Annotated in this window: 19 protein-coding genes; 11 read left to right on the plus strand and 8 right to left on the minus strand. The window is 68.1% G+C overall.

What is annotated here, in order from left to right; genetic code table 11:
* Positions 1-180 precede the first annotated feature (180 nt).
* Genes PO605_RS03580 through ureG form a run of 8 tightly spaced genes read left to right on the plus strand, consistent with a single transcriptional unit; the run spans position 181 to position 6128 of the window.
* Positions 181-1089: an urease accessory protein UreD gene (locus PO605_RS03580; RefSeq protein ID WP_272206090.1), complete on the plus strand. Its 909-nt coding sequence runs from the start codon at positions 181-183 to the stop codon at positions 1087-1089.
* Between the two features lie 17 nt (positions 1090-1106).
* Complete coding sequence (locus tag PO605_RS03585; protein ID WP_012203116.1) at positions 1107-1409, plus strand: urease subunit gamma; 303 nt, start codon at positions 1107-1109, stop codon at positions 1407-1409.
* An 11-nt stretch (positions 1410-1420) separates the two neighbouring features.
* Complete coding sequence (locus PO605_RS03590; RefSeq protein WP_272206092.1) at positions 1421-2032, plus strand: HupE/UreJ family protein; 612 nt, start codon at positions 1421-1423, stop codon at positions 2030-2032.
* Positions 2033-2059: 27 nt separating this feature from the next.
* On the plus strand, positions 2060-2365 hold the full coding sequence (locus PO605_RS03595; protein WP_179217966.1) for an urease subunit beta: 306 nt from the start codon (positions 2060-2062) through the stop codon (positions 2363-2365).
* 12 nt (positions 2366-2377) lie between these two features.
* Positions 2378-4081, plus strand: coding sequence for an urease subunit alpha (gene ureC / locus PO605_RS03600; protein ID WP_047469646.1), 1704 nt, complete (start codon positions 2378-2380; stop codon positions 4079-4081).
* A gap of 7 nt (positions 4082-4088) precedes the next feature.
* Positions 4089-4757: an urease accessory protein UreE gene (gene ureE, locus PO605_RS03605; RefSeq protein WP_272206094.1), complete on the plus strand. Its 669-nt coding sequence runs from the start codon at positions 4089-4091 to the stop codon at positions 4755-4757.
* Complete coding sequence (locus PO605_RS03610) at positions 4750-5466, plus strand: urease accessory protein UreF (RefSeq protein WP_047472625.1); 717 nt, start codon at positions 4750-4752, stop codon at positions 5464-5466. Before ureE ends, PO605_RS03610 begins: the two co-directional genes overlap by 8 nt.
* A gap of 20 nt (positions 5467-5486) precedes the next feature.
* Positions 5487-6128, plus strand: a complete 642-nt coding sequence (gene ureG, locus PO605_RS03615) for an urease accessory protein UreG (RefSeq protein ID WP_016446573.1) — start codon at positions 5487-5489, stop codon at positions 6126-6128.
* Between the two features lie 19 nt (positions 6129-6147).
* On the opposite strand, the gene PO605_RS03620 is transcribed toward ureG, so the two are convergent.
* The 4 genes from PO605_RS03620 to htpG all read right to left on the minus strand — a co-directional run bounded on the left by PO605_RS03620 (position 6148) and on the right by htpG (position 13517).
* Positions 6148-6903: an exosortase H-associated membrane protein gene (locus PO605_RS03620; protein WP_012203109.1), complete on the minus strand. Its 756-nt coding sequence runs from the start codon at positions 6901-6903 to the stop codon at positions 6148-6150.
* Between the two features lie 10 nt (positions 6904-6913).
* Positions 6914-7465 (minus strand): exosortase H, encoded by a 552-nt coding sequence (gene xrtH, locus PO605_RS03625; protein WP_034390117.1) that lies wholly within the window; start codon positions 7463-7465, stop codon positions 6914-6916.
* 149 nt (positions 7466-7614) lie between these two features.
* Positions 7615-11205: an IPTL-CTERM sorting domain-containing protein gene (locus tag PO605_RS03630; RefSeq protein ID WP_047472624.1), complete on the minus strand. Its 3591-nt coding sequence runs from the start codon at positions 11203-11205 to the stop codon at positions 7615-7617.
* Positions 11206-11570: 365 nt separating this feature from the next.
* On the minus strand, positions 11571-13517 hold the full coding sequence (gene htpG, locus PO605_RS03635) for a molecular chaperone HtpG (RefSeq protein ID WP_047472623.1): 1947 nt from the start codon (positions 13515-13517) through the stop codon (positions 11571-11573).
* 243 nt (positions 13518-13760) lie between these two features.
* Between htpG and aqpZ the strand changes: the two genes are divergently transcribed.
* The 3 genes from aqpZ to PO605_RS03650 all read left to right on the plus strand — a co-directional run bounded on the left by aqpZ (position 13761) and on the right by PO605_RS03650 (position 17743).
* On the plus strand, positions 13761-14465 hold the full coding sequence (aqpZ, locus tag PO605_RS03640) for an aquaporin Z (protein ID WP_016446578.1): 705 nt from the start codon (positions 13761-13763) through the stop codon (positions 14463-14465).
* 238 nt (positions 14466-14703) lie between these two features.
* Positions 14704-16929 (plus strand): TonB-dependent receptor, encoded by a 2226-nt coding sequence (locus tag PO605_RS03645; protein WP_047472622.1) that lies wholly within the window; start codon positions 14704-14706, stop codon positions 16927-16929.
* Positions 16930-17062: 133 nt separating this feature from the next.
* A complete protein-coding gene (locus PO605_RS03650; protein ID WP_047472621.1) occupies positions 17063-17743 on the plus strand; it encodes a Fe2+-dependent dioxygenase in 681 nt (226 codons plus the stop codon).
* A 13-nt stretch (positions 17744-17756) separates the two neighbouring features.
* Here the strand turns inward: PO605_RS03650 and PO605_RS03655 are convergent, their stop codons facing one another.
* The 4 genes from PO605_RS03655 to PO605_RS03670 form a co-directional block, all read right to left on the minus strand.
* Positions 17757-20204 (minus strand): TonB-dependent siderophore receptor, encoded by a 2448-nt coding sequence (locus tag PO605_RS03655; protein ID WP_272206098.1) that lies wholly within the window; start codon positions 20202-20204, stop codon positions 17757-17759.
* Between the two features lie 119 nt (positions 20205-20323).
* Positions 20324-21403, minus strand: coding sequence for a FecR domain-containing protein (locus PO605_RS03660; RefSeq protein WP_272206099.1), 1080 nt, complete (start codon positions 21401-21403; stop codon positions 20324-20326).
* On the minus strand, positions 21403-21900 hold the full coding sequence (locus tag PO605_RS03665; protein ID WP_272206100.1) for a sigma-70 family RNA polymerase sigma factor: 498 nt from the start codon (positions 21898-21900) through the stop codon (positions 21403-21405). The genes PO605_RS03660 and PO605_RS03665 overlap by 1 nt, the downstream gene beginning before the upstream one ends.
* Positions 21901-22095: 195 nt before the next feature.
* Complete coding sequence (locus PO605_RS03670) at positions 22096-23985, minus strand: pseudouridine synthase (protein WP_197065182.1); 1890 nt, start codon at positions 23983-23985, stop codon at positions 22096-22098.
* Between the last annotated feature and the right edge of the window lie 117 nt (positions 23986-24102).

Here is a 24102-nt window from a genome sequence, read left to right on the forward strand (position 1 = left end):
ACGGCGGCGCGGGAATGCACCGCAAGCGTGCCGCATTCCGCCCCGCGCATGGCAGCGCACGCACCAATCCGATGCGCCAGCGCACCAGCAGGGCGCAGCCGCCACTGCACCGGATTGGCACGCTAAATGCATGACGGAAGGCCGTTACCACCCACACGCCCTGTACCGTCCGCCCCGCCCATGTCCGCAGCGCTACCGATCACCGCCGTGCCCACGTCCGCCTCGGGCTGGCAAGCCATGCTGGAGCTGCGCTTCGGGCACCGTGCCGGCCAGGGCAGCGTGCTTTCCCACGCACGCCACAGCGGCCCGCTGCGCGTGCAAAAGCCGCTGCACCCTGAAGGCCCCGGCATCTGCCATGCCGTGCTGCTGCACCCGCCCGGCGGCGTGGCTGGCGGCGACCAGTTGCAGATCGATGTGACCGTGGAGCCCGGCGCCCACGCCCTGCTGACCACGCCAGGCGCCACGCGCTGGTACAAGTCCCAGGGCCGCCCGGCCGCGCAGCGCGTGCGGCTGCGCGTGGAAGAAGGCGCCATCCTGGAATGGCTGCCGCAGGAAAACATGCTGTTTGCCGGTGCCGACGCCACCATGGCGCTGGACCTGGAGCTTGCCCCGGGTGCGCGCGCCATCGGCTGGGACGCCACGGTGCTGGGCCGCTATGGCGCAGGCGAGCACTGGAACCATGCCGACGCACCGCCTGCGCGGCTGCAGCTTCACAACCGGCTGACCCATGCGGGCCTGCCACTGTGGCTGGAACAGGGCGAGCTGCACTGCGGCCATGCCCTGTTGTCCAGCCCGGTTGCCTGGGCAGGCTTGCCCATACAGGCCAGCCTCTGGGCCGTGGCCCCGGAACCCCTGGCGGCCATGGAGCCATTGAGCGAGCAACTGGCCGCCAGCCTGCCCTGGAGCGACGAAGTGCGCGCCGGTGCCAGCCTGCTGGCCGGCCAGGGCGGCGCGCCCTCGGTGCTGCTGCTGCGCGTGCTTGCCCGCCGCATGGAGGCGGCACGGGCCGTGCTGCATGAAGGCTGGCGCCTGCTGCGCCCGGCCCTGCTCAATCAACAAGCCCGCCCCCCGCGCCTGTGGGCCACCTGATCAACGGAGACTCGTCCATGGAACTCACCCCGCGTGAAAAAGACAAGCTGCTGCTGTTCACCGCAGCCCTGGTGGCCGAGCGGCGCAAGGCGCGCGGCCTGAAGCTCAACTACCCCGAGGCCGTGGCGCTGATCAGCGCTGCCGTGCTGGAGTGGGCGCGCGACGGCAGGACCGTGGCCGAGCTCATGCACCTGGGCACCACGGTGCTGACGCGCGCCGATGTGATGGAGGGCATCCCAGAAATGATCCCGGACATCCAGGTCGAAGCCACTTTCCCGGACGGCACCAAGCTGGTCACCGTTCATCACCCGATCGTTTGAGGAGATCCGCCATGTTCCATCCCCGCCTTCTGCTCGCCCCGGCCCTGCTGGCCGCCGCCACGGCCGCCAGCGCCCATACGGGGGCCGGCGCCCACCTGCATGCCGGCGACGGCGCCATGCAGGCCCTGATGGCCGGGCTGTCCCATCCCATCGCGGGCCTGGACCATCTGCTGGCCATGGTGGCGCTGGGCCTGTGGTGCGGGCTGATGCTCAAGCGCCAGTGGCTGCCGCCCGTGGCCTTTGCCGCCTGCATGGCGCTGGGCCTGGCGCTGACGCAGACCCCGCTGGAGCTGCCGGCCGTGGAGCCCATGGTGGCCGCCTCGCTGCTGGCCTTCGGCCTGCTGCTGGTGGCCCAGCGCCGCCTGCCCGTGGCCCTGGCCATGGTGCTGGCCGGCGCCTTCGCGCTGTTCCACGGATACGCGCATGGCGAGGTCTTCCCCCACGCGCTGCCCGCAGCCGTGTTCTGGGTCTACATGGCGGGCATGGTCGCCACCACGCTGGTGCTGCATGCGCTGGGCGTGGCCTTTGGCCGGGCCATGCGCGGCGGCACGGCATCGGCCTGGGCCGCACGCCTGGCCGGCGTGGCCGCCATGGGCTACGGTGCCGTGGCGCTGGCAGGCTGATCGCGGGAGCCGCACATGACCGAGCGCATCATCCCCGGCGAGCTGCTGGCCGAGCCCGGCGAGATCCTGCTGAACGCAGGCCGGCCCGTGCAGACCCTCACGGTCACCAACACCGGCGACCGGCCCGTGCAGGTGGGCTCGCACTTTCACTTCTTCGAGGTCAACGAGGCCCTGCACTTCGACCGCGCCGCCGCACGCGGCTGGCGGCTGAACATCGCGGCCGGCACGGCCGTGCGCTTCGAGCCCGGGCAGGAGCGCACCGTGGAACTCGTGGAAATCTCCGGCGACCGCATCATCTTCGGCTTCAACGCCAAGGTGATGGGGCCTCTCTGAAAGGGAACATTCATGGCAAGCATCACGCGCCAGGCCTATGCCGAGATGTTCGGCCCCACCGTGGGCGACCGCCTGCGGCTGGCCGACACGGCCCTGGTCATCGAGATCGAGAAGGACCACACGATCTACGGCGAAGAGGTCAAGTTCGGCGGCGGCAAGGTCATCCGCGACGGCATGGGCCAGAGCCAGCGCATGGCCGCCGACTGCGCCGACACCGTCATCACCAATGCCGTGATCATCGACCACTGGGGCATCGTCAAGGCCGACATCGCCATCAAGAACGGGCTGATCGCAGGCATAGGCAAGGCCGGCAACCCGGACATGCAGCCGGGCGTGACCATCGTCATCGGCCCCGGCACGGAAATCATTGCGGGCGAGGGCATGATCGTCACGGCCGGCGGCATCGACACGCACATCCACTTCATCTGCCCGCAGCAGATCGACGAGGCGCTGACCAGCGGCGTGACCACCATGATCGGCGGCGGCACGGGCCCGGCCACGGGCACCTTCGCCACCACGGTCACGCCCGGCCCCTGGCACATGGAGCGCATGCTGCAGGCCGTGGACGGCTACCCCATGAACATCGGCCTGCTGGGCAAGGGCAACGCCAGCCAGGCCGCGCCGCTGCGCGAGCAGATCGCGGCGGGCGCCATCGGCCTGAAGCTGCACGAGGACTGGGGATCGACGCCCGCCGCCATCGACTGCTGCCTGGGCGTGGCCGACGAGACCGACACCCAGGTCGCCATCCACACCGACACGCTCAACGAGGGCGGCTTCGTCGAGGCCACGGTGGCCGCCTTCAAGGGCCGCACCATCCACACCTACCACACCGAAGGCGCGGGCGGCGGCCACGCGCCCGACATCATCAAGGTCTGCGGCGAGGCCAACGTGCTGCCCTCGTCCACCAACCCCACGCGGCCCTACACGGTGAACACGCTGGACGAGCACCTGGACATGCTCATGGTCTGCCACCACCTGGATGCCTCGATTGCCGAGGACATCGCCTTCGCCGAAAGCCGCATCCGCCGCGAGACCATCGCCGCCGAGGACGTGCTGCACGACCTCGGCGCCTTCTCCATGATCTCCAGCGACAGCCAAGCCATGGGCCGCGTGGGCGAAGTGGTGCTGCGCACCTGGCAGACCGCGCACAAGATGAAGGTCCAGCGCGGCAGCCTGCCGGGCGACAACGCGCGCCACGACAACTTCCGCGTCAAGCGCTACGTGGCCAAGTACACCATCAACCCCGCACGCACGCATGGCATCGCCCATGTCGTGGGCTCGGTCGAGGTCGGCAAGCTGGCCGACCTGGTGCTGTGGCGGCCTGCGTTCTTCGGCGTCAAGCCCAGCCTCATCCTCAAGGGCGGCAGCATCGCCACCGCCGCCATGGGCGACCCCAACGCCAGCATCCCCACGCCCCAGCCCGTGCACTACCGCCCCATGTTCGCGGGCCAGGGCAGCGGCGTGGCGGCGGCCAGCCTCACCTTCGTCTCGCAGGCCGCCCAGCAGGCCGGCGTGGCAGACCGCTACGGCCTGCGCAAGCGCACCGTGGCCGTGGAAAACTGCCGCAGCGTCAGCAAGCGCGACATGGTGCACAACGACTGGCAGCCCGACATCAGCGTCGATCCCGAGACCTACCAGGTCGTGGCCGACGGCCAGCTGCTGACCTGCGAGCCCGCCACCGAGCTGCCGATGGCGCAGCGGTATTTTCTGTTCTGATCACCCCATGCTCACCGTCAACAAACACATGCCCCAGGGCGGGGGCCTTGCCGCCGTGCTGGTCAGGCGCGCCGCCACGCTGGAACTGGACTGGGACATGCGCCAGAAGAGCCGCTTTGCGGCCATTGACTCCACGGGGCGCGAGCTGGCCGTGGTGCTGGCGCGCGGCAGCGTGCTGCGCGGCGGCGATGTGCTGGTGGCAGAGGATGGCAGCCTGGTCGCCGTGCGCGCCGCGCCCCAGGCGGTGCTGCGCGTGACGGCGGCCACGCCGCTGGGCCTGCTGCGTGCGGCCTACCACCTGGGCAACCGGCATATCCCGGTGGAGGTCACGCCCACGCACCTGCACCTGGAAAACGACCCCGTGCTGCACGACATGCTGCTGCGCCTGGGCGCGCAGGTGGCCCTGGTGGATGCGCCCTTCGAGCCCGAGGCCGGCGCCTATGGCGGCGGCCACCGCCACGGCCATGACGCCAGCTTTGCCGAAGACCAGGCGCTGGCGCAGAGCGTGTATGCGCTGCATGACCATGGGCACGCACACGGCCATTCCCACGACCATTCACACGATCATTCCCACGGGCATGAACATGGCCACGACCACAGCCATGACCATGACCACAAAGGCTGCTGCGGACACGGACACGGACACGGGCACAGCCACGACCATCCGCATGGCTGACCTGTCGATACAGGGGCTGTGCGCCCTGCTGCACCTGGCATCGCCCCAGCTGCCCGTGGGCGGCTTCAGCTATTCGCAGGGGCTGGAGGCCGCCATCGAGCACGGCCTGGTCACGGATGCCGGCACGGCGCGCACCTGGATTGCCGATGCGCTGGCCCACGGCTTTGCACGCTGCGAGGCGCCGCTGTGGCTGCTGCTGCGCCGGGCCTGGAGCGAAGGCGACGCAGGGGCAGTGCACGAATGGAACCAATGGTTCATTGCCAGCCGCGACAGCCGCGAGGCCCGTGCCGAGACGCTGCAGATGGGCTGGTCGCTGCACAGCCTGCTGCGCTCCGTGCCCTGGGGCGGCGAGGCCTTTGCGCCCCGCATCGCACAACTGGGCGCCCTTGTGGACACCCCTGGCCTGGCCTATCCCACGGCCTTTGCCTGTGCCTGCGCCGCCGTGGATGCCGACGAGGACCATGCCCTGCTGGCCTATGGCTTTGCCTGGCTGGAGAACCAGGTGGCCGCTGCCATCAAGGCCGTGCCACTGGGCCAGGTGGCGGGCCAGAGCCTGCTGCTGGCCCTGCATCCGCTGCTGGAGCAGGCCGTGGGCGAGGCACGCCGCCGCGCCAGCGATACGCCGCCCCGGCTGGACACCATGCTGCCCCAATGGAGCGTGCTGCAGGCACGGCACGAACACCAGTACTCCCGGCTCTTCCGGTCCTGATCACTCACCCCAAGTCCACCATGAACACCCGCACCAAGAAACTCCCCCCGCTGCGCGTCGGCATCGGCGGCCCGGTCGGCTCCGGCAAGACCACGCTGCTGGAGATGCTGTGCAAGGCCATGCGCGCCCACTACGACCTGGTGGTCATCACCAACGACATCTACACCAAGGAAGACCAGCGCCTGCTGACGGTGGCCGAGGCCCTGCCGCCCGAACGCATCATGGGCGTGGAGACCGGCGGCTGCCCGCACACGGCCATCCGCGAGGACGCCTCCATCAACCTCGAGGCCGTGGACCGCATGCTGCGCCAGTTCCCCGAGGCGGACATCGTCTTCATCGAAAGCGGCGGCGACAACCTGGCCGCCACCTTCAGCCCCGAGCTGTCGGACCTGACCATCTACGTGATCGACGTGGCCGGCGGCGAGAAGATTCCGCGCAAGGGCGGCCCCGGCATCACCAAGAGCGATCTGCTGGTGGTCAACAAGACCGACCTGGCGCCCTACGTGGGCGCCAACCTGTCCATCATGGAAGCCGACACGCAGCGCATGCGCGCCCACAAGCCCTATGTGATGGGCAGCGTGAAAAGCGGCAAGGGCCTGCGCGAGGTGATCGACTTCATCACCGAGCGCGGCCTGCTGCCGCCCATGCCCGCTCAGGCCTGAAGTCGGCCGCGCATAACCTTCAGCGCTGCGGCGTGCCGCTGGTGGCCTTGGCCTTGGGCAGGGTGGCCGCGCTGCTGGAGGACACCAGCGGGTGGCCGGTGGAGGTGGCGGCGCCATCGGTCTGGCGCCAGGCCGAGGGCTTGGGCGCCACCATGGGCTGGGGCGCGGCGGCAGGCGCCCGGCTGCGGTTCCAGGCCGGCAGCAGCACGCGGCGCACAAAACCCATGTCCAGCGCCAGCCACAGCAGCACCGGGCACAGCGTGGGCACCATCAGCCCGCCCATCTGGTAAGCGTAGACGATGGCCTCCAGCTGCCATGTCTGTATGCCCAGCACGTTGAGGTCAAGCCGCGCCGCAAGGCACAGCTGCATCAGCACCTGCGAGACCACGCTGAAGGTCTGCAAGGGCAGCAGCGCCACATAGCCCACCAGGATGCGCCACCACCGGCCCGGCCCCCAGGCCGCCAGCAGCATGGCCACCAGCACGGGCAGGCCGTAGCCGTAGCGAGCGGGATCGACCTCGACGATGGCCTCGGCGCGGCGCCAGCCGGTCTGCTCGTTGGAGACCTGGACCGAGGAATTGACGACCAGGTTGCGGGGCGTCTCCAGGTCCACGCGCTGCACCCAGCCGTTGGCGGCGTTCTCCAGCACCCACTTGCTCATGCCGGACACCGGCACGGCCAGCCAGCCGGCCGCCAGCGTCCAGGCCAGGGTCAGCACCACGATGCCGCCCATGGCCAGGGCCGCGAAGCGCGAGATGGGATTGCGTCCAATCATGGCCTGCTCCTCAGGCGGCCACGGCGGCGGAAGCTGCAGCGGCAGGCGGCAGCGGCGGCTGGCCGCCGTCATCCTGCGACGGCGCCTTGCGCCCGCTCCAGCGCACCCACAGCAGCCAGAACACCAGCACGTCCAGCATGATCAGCGCCTGCCAGAGGTACTCATGCGCGAAGTTGAAGGCCGTGGTGCTCCACTGGCCCAGGTAGAACAGGCTGATGACGCGCAGCACGTTGATGGCCTGCACGGCCACGAAGCCGGCCAGCAGGCCCACCAGCTTCTGGCGCCATGACGAGGGGAAGGCCATCACGGCGGCAAACAGCACGATGTAGGCCTCCAGGCCGTTGCAGCCGGCCTCGATGGAGACGCCGAAGCCCGTGGCCGTGTTCCACAGCACCTTGCCCGTGGCCGAGGCCGTGCTGTCGAACCAGGTCACCAGCGAGGCGCAGATGTGCGCAAGGAAGGCCGTCCAGGGCAGCACGATGTGCTGCTGCACCCAACTGAGCAGGTTCAGCCCGAACATCGTCAGCTGGATGGCCAGAAAGATCAGAAAGAAACGCAGCATGGCAGGTCTTGGAGTGTTGGTTGCCGGGCTTGCGACCTGGCGGTTGCGAAACAGTGTCCCTCTATAGGCTCGCATTATCTTCGGACCGCTCAAAGACGACAAAGGCCGGTGCGTGAATCACGCCACCGGCCCTTGTCGTCACGGGCGCATCACCGACGCTCGCGCCTGCGCATGGTCCCCAGTGCCATCAGCGCCAGCAGGGACGACATCAGCATCAGGCCCCACTGCGACAGCGTGGGAATGCTGGCCGTGCCGCCCGGCCCCGGCTTGAGCGGCGTGGTGGTCGTGCTCTTGTCGTTGTCGGGATTGCCGTCACCGGGCACCGAGACCGTTGCCGAGTTGACCAGCGGGCGGGCGCCCTTGTAGGGCTTGTCCAGCTTGGTCTCCAGCGTGAAGACGGCCGTGCCGCCCTGGGCCAGCTGCGGCACGCTGCAGGTCACGGTGCGCGTGCCGCTGGCATAGCTGCAGCCTGCCGAGGCCGAGACGAACTCCAGCCCGGCGGGCAGCACGTCGGTCACCGAGCCGCCCGCGGGCGACTGCGGATCGCGGCCGTAGTTGGTGACGGTCAGCGTGTAGCTGGCCGTGTCGCCATCGTCCAGCGGGCCGGCGGGGCCCTGCTTGCCGATCCCCAGGTCCACGGCATTGCCCTGGCGGCTGGTGGAGGTCCGGTCGGTGGTGGTGTTGTTGACGATCACATCGCCGCCATTGCTCAGCCATTCCGTCTCGAAGGGCTTGACCGAGGCCTCGTGGTAGATGGTGCCGCCCGAAGCCTTGTCGGGCAGGGTCTGTGCACGCATCTTGAACTTGATGGTCATGCTCTGGCCCGGCGCCAGCGAGGGGATGGTGCACTGCAGAGGCCCGCTGGTCGCGTTCAGCGCCGGCTGCACGCCGCACCAGGATGCGGAGGCGCCGGGAATGCCGGCCAGCGCCAGGCCGTTCTGGTAGCTGAAGGTGGCCGTGGAGCCCGATGCGGGGAACTTGTCGGTCACGACCACCTGGGTGGCGTAGGAGGGGCCGGAGTTGGTCACCGTGATGGTGTATTCGGTGTCCTCACCCAGCACCAGGCCGTCCGCCGTGTGGCGCATGCTGATGTTCACATCCAGCTCGGCACGCTTGAGCCGGGCCTTGGCCTCGGCCTGGTTGTTGGCCTTGGTCAGTTCCTCGGTGGCGGTGTCCACGGCGACCGTGTTGAGGATCTCCGTGTCGGCCGCCAGATCGCCGCGCGAGCGCATCTTGTAGGTCACGGTGTACTGCGCGCCTGTGGGCAGCGGATTGGCCCAGGCGCACTCCAGCGTTCCGCCCTGCACGCCATCGGTGGCAGCCGGAGTGCAGGTGCCGCCGCCGGAGACCGTGGGCGTGCCGATGAAGATGGCGTCTGCAGGCAGCACGTCCTTGAGCGTGACATTGGCGGCCGACGAGGGGCCGTAGTTGGGCACCGTGACCGTATAGGTCAGCGGCTCTCCCGCAGCCGCCACCTTGGGCGAGACCTGCTTTTGCGCTGCGATTTCCGCGATGGCCTGCACGGTGATGCTGGCCGTCGAGGAATCGTTGCCGGGATCGGCGTCATGGATGTCCAGAGACTGGGCCGAGGCCGCGTTGGCATAGGTGCCGGTGGTGGCGCGCTTGGGGCGGATCTTGACCTCGATCACCACCTCGGCCTCCGGGGCCATGGAGGTGATGTCGCAGGTCAGATCGCGCGTCTCGCTGTTGACGCCGCCCGAAGGAGTGCCGCAGCTGGCGTTGGCGCCGGAGACGATGCGGCTGGAGACAAAGCCGCCGCCCGGGTAGGTGTACGGCACGGGATTGCCGGCCTCGTCCACCGGGTTGCCGCCCACGATGCGCACGCCGTCGGTCTGCTTGACCAGGGACTGCAGCGCGTCGCGCACGCGGACATTCGTCACCGTCGTGCTGGCCGAGTGGTTCTTCACCACCAGCTGGTAGGTGACCTCCGCACCGCTCTTGATGGCAGCCGGCGGCACGGGGCTGACCACGCTCTTGACGATGCCCACATCCACCTTGTCGGCAGACACGGTGACGGTCGCGGAGGTGGTGGCCGATGCATTGTCCCGGCCGATCACGCCAGCGGAGGCGTTGTTGGTGAAGTCCAGATGGCCCGAAGCCAGCGTGACCTTGGCCCTGACCTTGATCTGGCGGCTGGCGCCCACGGCCAGGCCCGCGGTCGAGGTGCAGCTCGGGGTGGTGCAGGTCCATTCCCCCGCGCCGGTGCCCGCACCGGACATGCTGACGATGGCCATGCGGCCGTCTGCGGGATTGTCGGTCACGGTGATCTGCTGATTCGGCAGCACGGGCATGGGGCCGGTGTTGGTCACCGTGATCGTGTACTCGAACTCCTGGCCTGCCAGCACCGGGCGGCCAGGGCCGGCCTTGGCCAGCCTCAGCCGCGCATCGTTGCTGAAGTCCACGGCCGCGCTGGCCGTGTTGTTGGTCGTATTGGGCTCGTTGAGGCCGGGTGCCACACCGATCACGCCCTGGTTCACCAGCTGCGTGCCGGGTGCACCGCCCGCAGCCACGACGGCCTTGAAGCGGATGGCCTGCATGTTGGCGTAGCCGGCCACCGGGTACTCGCCCGCATGGGTGCAGGTGACGGTGCCGCTGTTGTGGCCGCAGAGCCAGGGCGCCGTGCTGCCGTCGAAGCCCGTGAAGGTCACGCCGGCCGGCAGGGTGTCGGTGACGGTGAGATCGCGCGGCACGAGGGAGCCGCCTTCGCGGCGCGGCTGCAGCGTATAGGTGACCTCGGTCGCCTGCAGCGCATCCAGCACCGTGGGCGCCACCTGCTTGCGCAGCGAGACATCCACGAACTCGCTGCCGCTGGAGACCACGGCGGCGCTGGCGGTGTTGTTGCCGGACTGGCCGTCGGGCATCTCCGTGCTGGCGTCCTTGTAGCCCTTGACGCTGGCAGCGCCGGCAATGGTGCCGCTCATGTTGGCGATGGCCGGCACGGTGATGGCTGGCAGCACGGCGCCTGGCAGCACCGGGCCGCCGCGCGTGCAGTTGAGCTCGCCCGAGGCCGGCGTGCAGCTCCAGCCGCTGCCTGAGGGCACGCCCGTGACCACGGCGCCGTTGGGCACGGGGAAACGCACCACGGTACGGCCACCGGCGGGGACCTCGGACGGGCCCTTGTTCTGCACGTCGATGACGTACTGGAAGGCGCCGCCGTTGGCGACGCTGGCGGGAGCCGCCATCGCGATGGCCAGATCGGCGGCCTCGGTGGTGGTGAAGTTGCGGTCCAGCTGCGTGTTGTTCTGGTCGTTGTCGTAGTCGGGCGAGGCCATGCGCGCGCTGGCCACGGCGCGCCAGTTGGTGCCGACGGTCGGCAGGATGACCTCGAAGCCCACGGACTTGAAGCCATCGGCGGGCGCCAGGTTGCCGATGTTGCAGACCAGCGTGTTGTTGCCTGCGGTGAGCACCGTGCCGGCAGCCGGTGCCGTGCAGGTGATGCCGCCCGGGCTGCTGCTGTAGCCCTGGAACACGGCGCCCACGGGCAGCACCTCGGTCAGGGTGACGCCTACGGCGTCGGGACCGATGTTGTTGTGCCTGACCTTGGCCACATAGGTGAAGGTGCCGCCGGCAGGCCCTGCCGATGCGTCCTGTCCGTCATAGAGACCATCCTGGTTGACCAGGATGTCGGTGTCGGCCGGCGCCGCCACGGCAGCCGCTGTTGCCAGCAAGCCGCCGGACAGCAGCGCACGCGCCAGCCAGCCCTTTCTCGTGAAAGCCATACAAACCTCTCTTTTGCTTCGTTGACAGCGCCGAATGCCGCAGGCACGGACGCACGGGGTGCCCGGCTGGAACAGCTCTGTCAAAAAGCCGACAACCGGACGCACCAAAGGGAGGCATGATGGTTCTTTATTACTAAAAGTAAATATGATATGGAATTTTTGACAAAAGTGAGTATTTAGAAGAATTTGTGAGTTTTTCGTGAGTCCACCGACGACTACCGGTTTTCCTCACGGATTGCAGACGTGAAAAAGCCGGTGGCAGCTTGGCTGGCACCGGCTTGGAAGGCTTGTCTGCCGTGCGCTGGCACGACAGTGAGCAGGCACTGAGGCCTATGGAATGCGCCTGGGCGATCCTTGTGAGGAACTCACGCGAGAAGAGCGTTCACGCGCTTGACGTAGGCGGCCGGGTCCTCGGGCATGCCGCCTTCGGCCAGCACGGCCTGGTCGAAAAGGATGTTGGCCAGGTCATGGAAATGCACCGATCCGTCCAGCTTCTTGACCAGCGGATGCTCGGGGTTGACCTCCAGCACGGGGCGGGCGTCCGGCGCCTGCTGGCCGGCCTGCTTGAGCAGGCGCGCCAGCTGCAGGCTCATGCCGCCGTCCTGCACCACCAGGCAGGCCGGCGAGTCGACCAGGCGCGTGGTCACGCGCACGTCCTCGGCCTTGTCCTTGAGCGCCTCCTTGAGCTTGGCCAGCAGGGGCTTGAAGGCTTCGGCCGCTTCCTCGGCGGCCTTCTTTTCCTCTTCGTCCTGCAGCTTGCCCAGGTCCACGGCGCCCTTGGCCACGGACTGCAGCGGCGTGCCGTCGAAGTCGGTCAGGTAGCCCATGGCCCATTCGTCCACGCGGTCGGCCATCAGCAGCACTTCGATGCCCTTCTTGCGGAAGACTTCGAGCTGCGGGCTGTTGCGCGCTGCCGTCAGGGAGTCGGCCGTGATGTAGTAGATCGCGTCCTGGCCTTCCTTCATGCGGGCCTTGTAGTCGGCCAGCGAGACCATGGCGTCTTCCTGGCTGGTGGAGGCAAAGCGCAGCAGCTTGGCGATGCGTTCCTTGTTGGCGAAGTCCTCGCCCAGGCCTTCCTTGAGCACGGCGCCGAACTCGGCGTAGAACTGGCTGTACTTGCCTTCCTTGGCCTTGTCCTCTTCGCTGACCACGTCGGTGACGCCGTCCGTGCCTTCGCCGGCCTCGTGGCGATCGTGCTTGGCCAGGTCTTCCAGCATGGACAGCACGCGCTTGGTGGAGCCGTCGCGGATCAGGCGCACGTCGCGGCTTTCCTGCAGCAGCTCGCGGCTGACGTTCAGCGGCAGGTCGGCCGAGTCGATCACGCCCTTGACGAAGCGCAGGTAGCCGGGCATCAGCGCCTCGGCGTCATCCATGATGAAGACGCGCTTGACGTAGAGCTTGACGCCGGCCTTCTTGTCGCGGTTGTAGAGATCGAACGGTGCCTTGGCCGGAATGAACAGCAGCTGCGTGTACTCGGTGTTGCCCTCCACGCGGTTGTGGCTCCAGGTCAGCGGGTTCTCGAAGTCGTGGCTGATGGCCTTGTAGAAGTCCTGGTACTGCTCGGCCGTGATGTCCTTCTTGGGACGCGTCCACAGCGCGCTGGCCTTGTTGATGGTCTCCCACTCGCCGGTCTTGACCATGGCGCCGGGCTGGTCGTTCTCGCCGTCCTTCCATTCCTCCTTTTCCATGAGGATGGGCAGGCTGATGTGGTCGGAGTACTTGCCGATGACCTGCTTGATCTTCCAGGCATTGAGGAACTCCTCGGCCTCGGGGCGCAGGTGCAGCGTGATGCTGGTGCCGCGCTGGGGGCGCTCGATCTGCTCGACCTCGAACTCGCCCGTGCCGCCGCTGGTCCAGCGCACGCCTTCGGCGGCCGGCAGGCCCGCGCGGCGTGTTTCCACGGTGATCTTGTCGGCCACGATGTAGCCCGAGTAAAAGCCCACGCCGAACTGGCCGATCAGTTGCGAGTCCGACTTCTGGTCGCCCGACAGCTTTTCCATGAAGGCCTTGGTGCCGCTCTTGGCGATGGTGCCCAGGTTGTCGATGGCTTCCTGCTCGCTCATGCCGATGCCGGTGTCGGCAATGGTCAGCGTCTTGGCGGCGGCGTCGAAGGACACGCGCACTTCCAGGTTGGGCTGGTCTTCATACAGCGCGGCGTTGTTCAGCGCCTCGAAGCGCAGCTTGTCGCAGGCGTCCGATGCGTTGGAGACCAGCTCGCGCAAGAAGATCTCGGGGTTGGAATACAGCGAATGCGTGACCAGGTGCAGCAGCTGTGCAACTTCGGCCTGAAAAGAATGGGTTTGCTTGCTCATGCAGACAGTGTCCTATGTCCTATGGGTTCACAACAGGGAAAAAATCAGCCCTCATCTCGGGTCGGCGGATGCAATTTCAAGAGCCCGCCGCCCCTGTGGCGACGCAGGCTGTGGACGATTGTTCACTTTCTTGCCCTCTCGGCAGGCCAGGCGCAGCGCTATAACTGCGCCACTTTCCTCCATTCGGCGGGCAGTGCGCGCAGGGCCCGGGCGCAGCGGCGGGCCTGTTTCAGGAGATTTCCCATGCACAGCTCTGTTCAAAAATGGTCCGCAGAATTCCTCGGAACCCTGTGGCTGACCCTGGGCGGCTGCGGTGCGGCCGTGCTGGCCGCCGCCTTCCCGCAGGTGGGCATCGGCCTGGTCGGCGTCTCGCTGGCCTTCGGCCTGACGGTGGTCACCGGCGCCTATGCCTTCGGTCCCATCTCGGGCGGGCACTTCAACCCTGCCGTCTCCGTGGGCCTGGCCATGGGCGGGCGCTTTGCCTGGAGCGAGCTGCCGGGCTACGTCGTGTCCCAGGTGCTGGGCGCCATCACGGGCGCAGGCATTCTCTACGTGATCGCCACGGGCAAGGCCGGTGCCGACATCGGCGGCTTTGCCACCAACGGCTTCGGCACGCATTCGCCGGGCGGCTACGGCATGACGGCTGCCCTGGTCACCGAGGTGGTGATGACGGCCTTCTTCATCCTGGTCATCCTGGGCGCCACGGCCAAGCGCGCGGCAGCCGGCTTTGGCGGGCTGGCCATCGGCCTGTGCCTGACGCTGATCCACCTGATCTCGATTCCCGTGACCAACACCTCGGTCAATCCCGCGCGCAGCACGGGCCCGGCCCTGTTCGGTCCCGAGATCGCCGTCTCGCAACTGTGGCTGTTCTGGGTGGCCCCCATCGTGGGCGCGCTGATCGGCGCCGTGATCTACAAGGCCCTGCTGTCCAATCCGGCCGACGAGTAAGGCCAGGCACGGGCGCAGCAGGCGCCCCGCAGCAAACCACGGCGGCTGGCGACAGCCGCTTTTTTTCGTCCGGCAGCAGCCGCGTTTTCATTGGACCTTTGGTGAAACACGGTTTTCGTTTGTTGCATGGCGGCAACGCGAAGGACTTTTACCCAGGGCAAACAGGCCAACTTTACGAAGCAGAAACCGAACACTAGTGATTCGCAATAACAATCCGCGGGCTTTCATCGGAGTGAACATGAGCAAAATCCAACAAATCCTCCCCCCCGCGAACCTCACCCAGCTGGCCCTTGCCGCTGCCCTGTGCCTTGCTGGCACCCCGGCCTTTGCGCAGGCCAGCACCACGCTGGGCACCGTGAACGTGACGTCTTCGACCGAAGCGCCCGTGAAGACCGACAACGCCTCCTCGGCCAAGTTCACGGCCCCGCTGGTGGACACGCCCAAGACGGTGCAGGTCATCAACGAGGAAATCATCAAGCAGACCGGCGCGACCAGCCTGCAGGAAGCCCTGCGGTCCACGCCCGGCATCACCTTCGGCAACGGCGAAGGCGGCAACCCCTCGGGTGACCAGCCCTTCATCCGCGGCATGGATGCCCAGGCCAGCACCTTCGTGGACGGCATGCGCGACATTGCGGCCGGTACGCGCGAAGTGTTCAACCTGGAATCGGTGGAGGTCATCAAGGGTGCCGATTCGGCCTATGCAGGACGTGGCGGCGCTGGCGGCTCCATCAACCTGGTGACCAAGAAGGCCAGGAACGAGAACTTCATCAGCGGCGACGTGGGCCTGGGCACGGACAGCTACCGGCGCGCCACCATCGACGCCAACCGCGTGCTGGGCGAAGGCGTGGGCCTGCGCCTGAACGCCATGGTGCACGACGCCGACGTTCCCGGCCGCAGCGGCCCCGAGAACAAGCGCTGGGGCATCGCCCCCACGGTGACCTTCGGCATGGGCACGCCCACCGAGGTCTCGCTGTCCTGGCAGCACCTGCAGACCGACAACATTCCCGATGGCGGCGTGCCCTACCTGTACACCAGCACGGCTGCGGCCGGCCTGCGCGGCGGCAGCGTGGTGCGTCCCACCTACGGCAACAACCGCGACAACTGGTACGGCCTGACCAGCCGCGACTACGAAAAGGAAAAGAGCGACCTTTTCACGGCCACCGTGGAGCACAAGTTCACCGACACCCAGAAGTTCCGCAACAGCCTGCGCTACAGCAAGACCGAACAGGACTACCTGTGGACCCAGCCCGACGACAGCAAGGGCAATGTCGTCAACGGCTATGTGTTCCGCCGTGGCAATGCACGCGTGGCCGACATCAAGACACTGCAGAACCTCTCGGAATTCACGGGCAAGGCCCAGACCGGCAGCGTGGGCCACAGCTACTCGTTCGGCCTGGAACTGTCCAAGGAAAAGGCAGAATCCCGCACGGCTGCCGTACAGACCACCAACACCACCTGCACGGCTGCCAGCCTGTGGTGCGCCTCGCTGAACAACCCCGACAGCAGCCCGCTGTGGAACCTGCCCGTGACCCTGGGAGACCCCAGCCACAACAAGATCGACACCGTGGCGCTGTACGGCTTCGACACGCTCAAGTTCAACGACCGGTGGCTGCTCAACGCCGGCCTGCGCATGGACCACTACAAGCTCAGCGCCTCCGGCCCCGCCGGCCGCAACACGCCGGCCTATGACCTGAGCCGTTCGGACACGCTTTTCAACTACCAGCTGGGCCTGGTCTACAAGCCGGCCACCAACGGCAGCATCTACGCCAGCCTCGGCACCTCCTCGCGCCCCGGCGGCTCCATGCTGGGCAACGGCAACGAGGACCTGGGCATCTCCACCGACCAGCTGGCCAACCTGGCGCCCGAGAAGACCCGCTCGCTCGAGCTGGGCACCAAGTGGGACCTGATGGAAAAGCGCCTGGCGCTCACCGCCGCGCTGTTCCGCAACGACGTGACCAATGCGCGCATCACCGAAAACGGCGTCACCTACATGGGCGGCAACAAGGTGGTCAACGGCGTGGAGCTGGGCTTCACGGGCAGCGTGCTGCCGGGCCTGAGCGTCTTCGGCGGCTACACCTACATGGACAGCGAGCAGAAGAACGCAGGCGCGGGCAGCGTGGCCAATGGCCAGCCCTTCCCCAACACGCCCAAGCACAGCTTCAGCCTGTGGACCAGCTACAAGCCCATGGCCAAGCTGACCGTGGGCCTGGGCATCTACGCCCAGAGCAGCGTGAACCAGAGCTACATCCTGTCCACGGTGGATGGCGGCATCGTCACCAAGGGCGCCAGCGGCTATGCGCGCTACGACGCCATGGTGGCCTACCAGATCGACCGCAACCTGACCGTGCAGCTGAACCTGTACAACCTGGGCGACAAGGTCTACTACAGCGGCGTGCGTTCGCCCCACTACGCGACCATGGCGGCAGGCCGCTCGGCCGTGGCCTCGCTCAAGTGGACGTACTGATCTGCTGATCGCCCCGGGCGAACGCGCAGCGGCTTGACGCTGCGCAGATCACCGCAAAGCCCCGCAGGCCATCGCCGCCTGCGGGGCTTTTTTGCAGGACACTCATTGATTCCGCCCCTGAGGACCGCCTGCCATGATGCTCCGCATACCCGCCCTGCTCAGCCCCGACGAAGTGCGCCAGTGCCGCCAGGCGCTGGAGCAGGCCCCGTGGCAGGACGGCCGCGCCACGGCCGGCCCCCTGGCGGCCCAGGTCAAGGCCAACCTGCAGCTGCCGCTGGACAGCCAGGCCGGCCAGGCGATAGGCAACCTCATCCTCGACAGGCTGGGGGCCAGCGCGCTGTTCATGTCGGCCACGCTGCCGCTGAAGGTGCTGCCGCCGCGCTTCAACCGCTACGAAGGCGGCGGCACCTACGGCAACCACATAGACAACGCCATCTTCACCATCCCCGGCACGGCCATCAAGGTGCGCAGCGATGTCTCCACCACCGTATTCCTCAGCGAGCCCGACGAATACGAAGGCGGCGAACTGGTCGTGGAAGACACCTTCGGCCACCAGAGCGTGAAGCTGGCCGCAGGCGACGCCATCGTCTACCCCGGCACCAGCCTGCACCGCGTCAACCCCGTCACGCGCGGCACGCGCTACGCCAGCTTCTTCTGGACCCACAGCCTCGTGGCCTCGGACGAGAAGCGCCGCATCCTGTTCGACCTGGACCAGCAGATCCAGCAACTGACGCTGCGCCACCCGGGCGACCCCGCGCTTTCCGCGCTGTCCGGCACGTACCACAACCTGTTGCGGATGTGGTCGCAGGCCTGACGACAGAGCGTCCTCAGAACCGGTACTTGAGGTTGAGCGTCACATTGCGCGTGGCCGCGTAGTAGCCCGTGTAGAACGTGGTGTCCAGGCCTTGCAGGTAGCGCTTGTCGAAGAGGTTGTTGAGGTTCAGCGTGGCCGACCACTGCCTGTCGAACTCGTAGCGCGCCATCAGATTCACCACGGCATAGGCCTTTTGCTCGGCCGTGACGGCCTTGCCCAGTTGCCAGGGCGTGGCCGTGAAATGGATGCGGTCCTGCCAGTTCACGCCACCGCCCAGGGTCAGGCCGCGCAATACGCCGCCAAAGCGGTAGCTGGTCCACAGCTTCGCCATCTGGCGCGGGAACACCGTGCGTATGCGCTGGCCTGCGGCATCCTCGGTGCTGTTGTAGTTGTAGCTGGCACCGACCTGCCAGCCCCGCGCAATCTCGCCATTGATCTCGAAGTCCACGCCCTGGGTCCTGGCGCCCTTGACGGCACGGTAGGCGGCCACGGCCGGCAAGGTGCCCGGCACGGTCTGGCCCGCATCGACCTCGGCCAGGTTGTCCTGGCGCACCCAGTACAGCGCGGCCGAGCTGGCCAGCCGCCCACCCAGGAATTCGCTCTTGATGCCCAGCTCGTAGTTGTCGCCTTCGCGGGGATCGAGCACGGCGCCGTTGCGGTCGCGCTGGCTTTGCGGCTTGAAGATGCTGGTGTAGCTGGCGTAGAGGGAGTGGTTGTCGTTCAGGTCATAGACGATGCCGCCGTAGGGTGTGAAGGCCGCGTTCTCCCGCATGCCGACCACGCTGCTGCGCGGCGCCAGCGCGGCCGAGGTGTAGAGCGTGGACAGCGCGTAGCGGTAATTGCTCAGGCGGGCACCCACGATCACCGACAGGTCGTCGCGCGGCTTCAGACGCAGCACGCCATAGGCGCCGTACTGCTTTTGCCAGGTGTCGTAGTCCATGAGCTTGTCTGCGGCAATCACGGGCAGCCCGGTCTGGTTGCCCCAGTGGTAGATATTGATTGCGCGGCCTTCTATGTCGTCATCGGCCGGTTCGTGCTGGTTGTCGTACTCGGCCCAGTTGAAGCCCAGCACCATCTCATGGCGCCGGCCCCATAGCTGCAGCGGTCCCAGCACGGAGGCATCCACGCCGGTCTGGCGCTGCCAGGCGCGGCTGTAGCCGCCGTAGAGCATCACGCCTTCGCCGGTGTCCCGTTCGGGGAAGCCCCAGCTCGCATCGGCCGACGAGCCGCTGCGCTTGCCGCGCAAATGGTTGGCCGAGAGCTTGAGCAGCCAGCCTTGCGGCAGCGGCTTTTCCAGCGTGGCGAACAGGTTGTAGGCCTCGATGCGGTTGGTGTTCCAGCGGGCGCCGGCATTGGTGTGCGGCCCGAAATCAGTGGGCGATCCGTCGCTGTGGAACAGCGGCAGGCCGCTGCCCGAGCTGCCGCGCGGATTGCTGCGCTGGTAGTGCAGGCCCGCCGTCAGCAGGGAGCCATCGGGCAGATCGACCTCGGCCACGCCGTAGAGCGTGCGCTTTTTTTCCTTGTAGAAGTCCACATGCGTGCCGCCCTGCTCCGCAGCGGCCACGAAGCGGCCGCGCACGCGGCCTTCCTGCGCCAGCGGGCCGGAGACATCGATCTCGGCACGGCGCCGGCCCCAGGAGCCCAGGCCCGTCCCCACATGGCCCTGAAAGTCGCGCGAGGGCTTCTTGCGCACCAGATTGATGGTGCCGGAAGGATCGCCCGCGCCCACCAGCAGACCTGCGGCACCGCGCAGCACCTCCACGCGGTCATAGATCACCAGGTCGGTTTCGGCCTGGGGAATGTTCTGCGTCACCACATCGATGGAGGTGGCGATGCCGTCGAACTGGTAGTTGTCTATCGCATAGCCGCGCGAGTAGACGGTGTAGCGGCTGGCACCGATGTTCTGCACCGACAGGCCGGGCGTCTGCTCCAGCACCTCGGACATGCTGTCCATGCCCTGGTCATCCATGCGCTGGCGCGTGATCACGCTGACGGACTGCGGGGTCTCACGCAGCGACAGGGCCAGCCGGGTGGCCGTGGCGCTGGGGCCTTTTGCCGCGTAGCTGCCCGAGTCGTCGGAGGCCGCGCCTGGGGCCGTGGCCGTGACATTCACCGTGGCCAGCGTGGCGCCGGCTGCCGCCGCGGGCACCACCTGCTCCACCCGCCGCAGCGCATAGGCGCCGCTGGCCTGGCGCACGGCCTGCCAGGCGGTGCCGGCCAGCAGGGCCTCGAAGGCGCCCTCCACCGTATAGCTGCCGCGCAGGCCCGCGCTGCGCTGTCCGGCCGTCTGATCGGCCGTGAAGATCAGGGCCACGCCGGCCTGGGCGGCCGTGCTGCGCAAGGCGGCATCCAGCGGGCCGGCAGCGACGTCATAGCTGCGCTGGGCCTGGGCCAGCACGGCGGCGGGCATGAGCGCGATGGCCAGCGCCAGCGCGGGGCGGGGCATGAAAAGGGGTTGCATGGTCCTGGGTTCTCCCTGTGTTCCGATATCGAAAATCAAAGCTCTCGGAAACAAGGAAGCGCGGCGCGGGAAATCGGGTCACCCCCGGCGCAAAAAAAGCGAAAAGGAAGAAAAAAGCCTCAGCCGCGCGCCTGCGCAGGCTCCACCACCACCCACCAGCGCGTGCGCCAGCGCAGTTGCACGGGCAGTGCACCGGGCAGCATGGCCAGCACGGCGTCCGTGCCATCGATGCCGCCTTCGTCCAGCGGGAACACGCCCGAGAACCGCAGCCCGGCCACGGCCGGATCGGCGCGCAGCCAGCCGGGGCGGTAGCGGTTGAGTTCGGCCAGGAAGTCGTCCAGGCGCTGGTTGTCCACCCACAATTGGCCCCGGCTCCAGGCGTCGTCCGCAGGGCCGGCCGGCTGCACCGTGCTCCAGCCCGTGCGCGTGAAGTCCATGGCCTCGCCCGCCTGCAGACGCAGTGCGGATGCGCCTGTGCCGGCCAGGCGCAGCTCCACGGCGCGCTCGAACACCGCCACGCGCGCACCTGCCTGGCTGCTGCGCACCATGAAGCGCGTGCCCAGAGCGCGCACGCGGCCGTGGGCGGTCTCCACCACAAAGGGCAGATCGCCCAGCGCACCTGCGGGATGACCGGTGGTGAACAGCGCCTCGCCGGCCAGCAGGCGCAGCCGGCGCTCGCTGCCGTCGAACTGCAAGGCCACGGCGCTGCCGGGGCCCAGCAGCATGTCCGTGCCGTCGGGCAGGCTCCAGCGGCGGCGCTGCGTGCCGGTGGAGTAGTCGGCCGCCATCTGCTGCCACTGCGGCGTGCGGCTGGCCAGCCAGCCCGCGCCCACCGCCGTGCCCAGGCCTGCAAACAGGCCCAGCAGGCGCCGCCGCGCAGCCCGGGGAGCGGCGGACAGGCCGCGATAGCCCGCGCCACCGGCGTTGAGCCCCGTCAGCGCGCCCGTGACGGCCTGCAGATGGGCCCAGGCGCGGCCATGGTCGGCGTCTTCATCGAGCCAGCGCTGCCAGCGCGCCCGGTCGGCGGCCGAGGCCTGGCCCGATTGCAGCAGCGCAAACCAGCCGGCAGCCGCCCGCGCCACGCCGGCCGGCAAGGGCCGGCCCAGCGCCTGGGGCGCCTGGGGCGCCTGGATACTGCTGCCGGGTAGCGGCGTGGCGCTGGACAGGCGCCGAGGATCGGAAGGAGGCACCGGCGCCATCAGGACAGCGCCAGCACGAAGCAGCGCTCATAGCCCTGGGCCAGGTAGCGCTTGACGCTGGTCATGGACACGCCCAGGCGCGTGGCGATGTCCGCATAGCTCAGGCCTTCGAGGTTGGCCAGCAGGAAGGCCTCGCGCACCTTGGGCGCCAGCGCGTCCAGCGCCTGGTCCACGGCCTGCAGTGATTCGAGCGCGATCAGCCGCTCCTCGGGCGAGGGAGCCAGCTCGGCCGGCAGCAGGGCCAGGGTGTCGAGATAGGCGCGCTCCAGCAGCCGGCGCCGGTGCTGGCGGATCACAAGATGGCGGGCCACGGTGGCCAGGAAGGGGCGCGGCTGCTCGATGCGGCCGGCCATGCCCGAGGTGATCACGTTGACGAAAGTGTCGTGCGCGACATCGGAAGCCTCGAACACATTGCCCAGCTTGCGGCGCAGCCAGCCTTGCAGCCAGCCGTGGTGTTCGACATAGAGGGTGTGTACGGGATCGGCCGGTGCGCGCATGAAAAGACGGACGCGCCCCGGACTGGCGTGCCGCAGCGCTGAAGCTCGTTTGAGAATGGTTCGCATTCTAAACACGAGCTCAAAACCGTCGCTGCCCAAATCAGGGGCACCGAGGAAGGGCCGTCCCGCACCGAGGGTGCCGTCCCCCTCCCGCGAAGCGAGAGAGGGGGAAGCGGCGCAGCCGCTCAGGGGGTGCTAAAAATTCTCGTGTGCACCCAGATAGCGCCACTGGCCCACAGGCAGGTTGCCCAGCGTCACGCGGCCGATGCGGATGCGCTTGAGGCCCACCACGCGCAGGCCCACCAGTTCGCACATGCGGCGGATCTGGCGCTTCTTGCCTTCGGTCAGCACGAAGCGCAGCTGCTCGGGGTTCTGCCAGTCCACCTTGGCGGGCTTGAGTGCCTCGCCGTCCAGCGACAGGCCATGGCACAGGCGTGCCAGCTGCTCGGCCGGGAACACGGATTGCACGTCGATGTCACGGTCGCCGTAGGTCACGCGTACCAGGTACTCCTTGTCCATCTCCGAGTCTTCGCCAATGATCTGGCGCGCCACGCGGCCATCCTGGGTCATGACCAGCAGGCCCACGGAATCGATGTCCAGCCGGCCGCAGGGTGCCAGGCCCTTGAGCTGCGCGAAGTTGAAGCGCGTGCGGCTGGTGTCCTGGTTCCAGTGGTTCTGGGGAGTGACCAGGACCACGGCCGGCTCGTGGCCATCCTCGGCCTGTCCGCTGACGTAGCCCATGGGCTTGTGGATCAGGATGGTGACCTGCTGGTCCTGGCGGTCACGTGCCTCGCGCTCGACCGTGATGCGGTCGGCGGCCACCACGTTCTGGCCCATCACGGCGAGTTCGCCGTTGACGCGGACCCAGCCCTTGTCCACCCACTCGTCGGCCTCGCGGCGCGAGCACAGGCCCATGTCGGCCAGGCGCTTGTTGATGCGCACGGCGCCCGGAACCTGCTCCTGCACGGGCGCGGGGGCACGCTTGACGGGAATCTCGCGGCTGGCGCCACCGTCGGCGGGACGGTAGGTGCGGATGCCGCTGAGCGGACGGTAGGCGGGTTCGGCCTGGGCCGGCGCATCGCGGCGCGGGCCGCGGGCGTCATCACGGCGGGGGCCCCGGGCGTCGTCACGGGGGCGATCACGGAAGCCGCCCTCCCGGGGGCCGTCACGGGGGCCGTCACGTTGCCCATCACGCGGACGCTCGTCGCGCTGGCCATAGGGCCGGTCGCGGCGATCATCCGGACGGGGCGGACGCGGGGGACGGGAGTCGCGCATGTCGCCCGCATGGCGCGTGTCACGCGCATCACGGGGATCGCGCTGCTCGCGCGGGGCACGGTTTTCGCCGCCGCCCTGGCCACGCCAGTCGCCACGCGGCTGGGAACGGTCCAGGTCCTCGGCACGGCCGAAACCGCTGCTGCGCGGGCGCTGATCACGGGCGTCGCCGCGGGGTGCCGCATCACGGGCATCGCCGCGAGGGCCTGCGTCACGGCGGTCGGAGCGCTCGTAGCGTTCATTGCGCCCGCCGCGGTCATTGCGGTCGTTGCGCGGGCCGCGTGCGCCCGCAGATCTGCCTGCGCCACCAGAGGGGCGGCGGGCATCGCCAGCCGGCTCGGCCTGTGGCTTTTCGGGGCGGCGCAGCACAGGGCGCGCGGAGGGCGCTGCCGCCTCGTCGGCGCCGGACCGGGACGGTTTGGAAGAAGTAGGGGATGACATTAGGCCGCCATTGTCGCGCGGCACGGCCTGCAGCGGCAGCGCCCTGCGGCCAATACGGGCATTGCGCTCGGCTATCGGCCCCGCGCTGCCCCGGCCCGCCGGGACCCCTGCGCGGTCCCGCAGCGAAGCGCCTGCACGAAGGACGGCACACCCGTTGTGCGAGCCCGATTCCCGTCCATGGCAATGCACCTGGCCCCCAGGCCCATCCCATTCGCTGTATCCGTCGCGATATGCATATTCATATGAATCCCCAATGAAAGATGGATCAGGATGAATCAACTCGCCACGAAAATTCTCCATCCGGCCAATGAGGAAATAACAGCCCATGGCATTTGATATGTAAAAAACTGTATTTCTCACGAGCGCATTCATTCATCTTCCATTGCAAACCAATCCATTGGGCTTGCCATTTCCCATGTATCTGCCCATAGAATGGCGCCCGTCCAGAGACAGGGGCTCTCTTTCGAGACAACAGCCCTGCGCGCAGCG

Origin of the sequence: Delftia sp. DT-2 (genome assembly GCF_028401915.1) — a bacterium.
Lineage (GTDB): Bacteria > Pseudomonadota > Gammaproteobacteria > Burkholderiales > Burkholderiaceae_C > Comamonas > Comamonas tsuruhatensis.

Coding starts and splice junctions, on each gene's coding strand:
- PO605_RS03580 (WP_272206090.1), top strand. CDS start 181: ATGTCCGCAGCGCTACCGATCACCGCCGTGCCCACGTCCGCCTCGGGC.
- PO605_RS03585 (WP_012203116.1), top strand. CDS start 1,107: ATGGAACTCACCCCGCGTGAAAAAGACAAGCTGCTGCTGTTCACCGCA.
- PO605_RS03590 (WP_272206092.1), top strand. CDS start 1,421: ATGTTCCATCCCCGCCTTCTGCTCGCCCCGGCCCTGCTGGCCGCCGCC.
- ureC (WP_047469646.1), top strand. CDS start 2,378: ATGGCAAGCATCACGCGCCAGGCCTATGCCGAGATGTTCGGCCCCACC.
- ureE (WP_272206094.1), top strand. CDS start 4,089: ATGCTCACCGTCAACAAACACATGCCCCAGGGCGGGGGCCTTGCCGCC.
- PO605_RS03610 (WP_047472625.1), top strand. CDS start 4,750: ATGGCTGACCTGTCGATACAGGGGCTGTGCGCCCTGCTGCACCTGGCA.
- ureG (WP_016446573.1), top strand. CDS start 5,487: ATGAACACCCGCACCAAGAAACTCCCCCCGCTGCGCGTCGGCATCGGC.
- PO605_RS03620 (WP_012203109.1), bottom strand. CDS start 6,903: ATGATTGGACGCAATCCCATCTCGCGCTTCGCGGCCCTGGCCATGGGC.
- xrtH (WP_034390117.1), bottom strand. CDS start 7,465: ATGCTGCGTTTCTTTCTGATCTTTCTGGCCATCCAGCTGACGATGTTC.
- PO605_RS03630 (WP_047472624.1), bottom strand. CDS start 11,205: ATGGCTTTCACGAGAAAGGGCTGGCTGGCGCGTGCGCTGCTGTCCGGC.
- htpG (WP_047472623.1), bottom strand. CDS start 13,517: ATGAGCAAGCAAACCCATTCTTTTCAGGCCGAAGTTGCACAGCTGCTG.
- aqpZ (WP_016446578.1), top strand. CDS start 13,761: ATGCACAGCTCTGTTCAAAAATGGTCCGCAGAATTCCTCGGAACCCTG.
- PO605_RS03645 (WP_047472622.1), top strand. CDS start 14,704: ATGAGCAAAATCCAACAAATCCTCCCCCCCGCGAACCTCACCCAGCTG.
- PO605_RS03650 (WP_047472621.1), top strand. CDS start 17,063: ATGATGCTCCGCATACCCGCCCTGCTCAGCCCCGACGAAGTGCGCCAG.
- PO605_RS03655 (WP_272206098.1), bottom strand. CDS start 20,204: ATGCAACCCCTTTTCATGCCCCGCCCCGCGCTGGCGCTGGCCATCGCG.
- PO605_RS03660 (WP_272206099.1), bottom strand. CDS start 21,403: ATGGCGCCGGTGCCTCCTTCCGATCCTCGGCGCCTGTCCAGCGCCACG.
- PO605_RS03665 (WP_272206100.1), bottom strand. CDS start 21,900: ATGCGCGCACCGGCCGATCCCGTACACACCCTCTATGTCGAACACCAC.
- PO605_RS03670 (WP_197065182.1), bottom strand. CDS start 23,985: ATGAATGCGCTCGTGAGAAATACAGTTTTTTACATATCAAATGCCATG.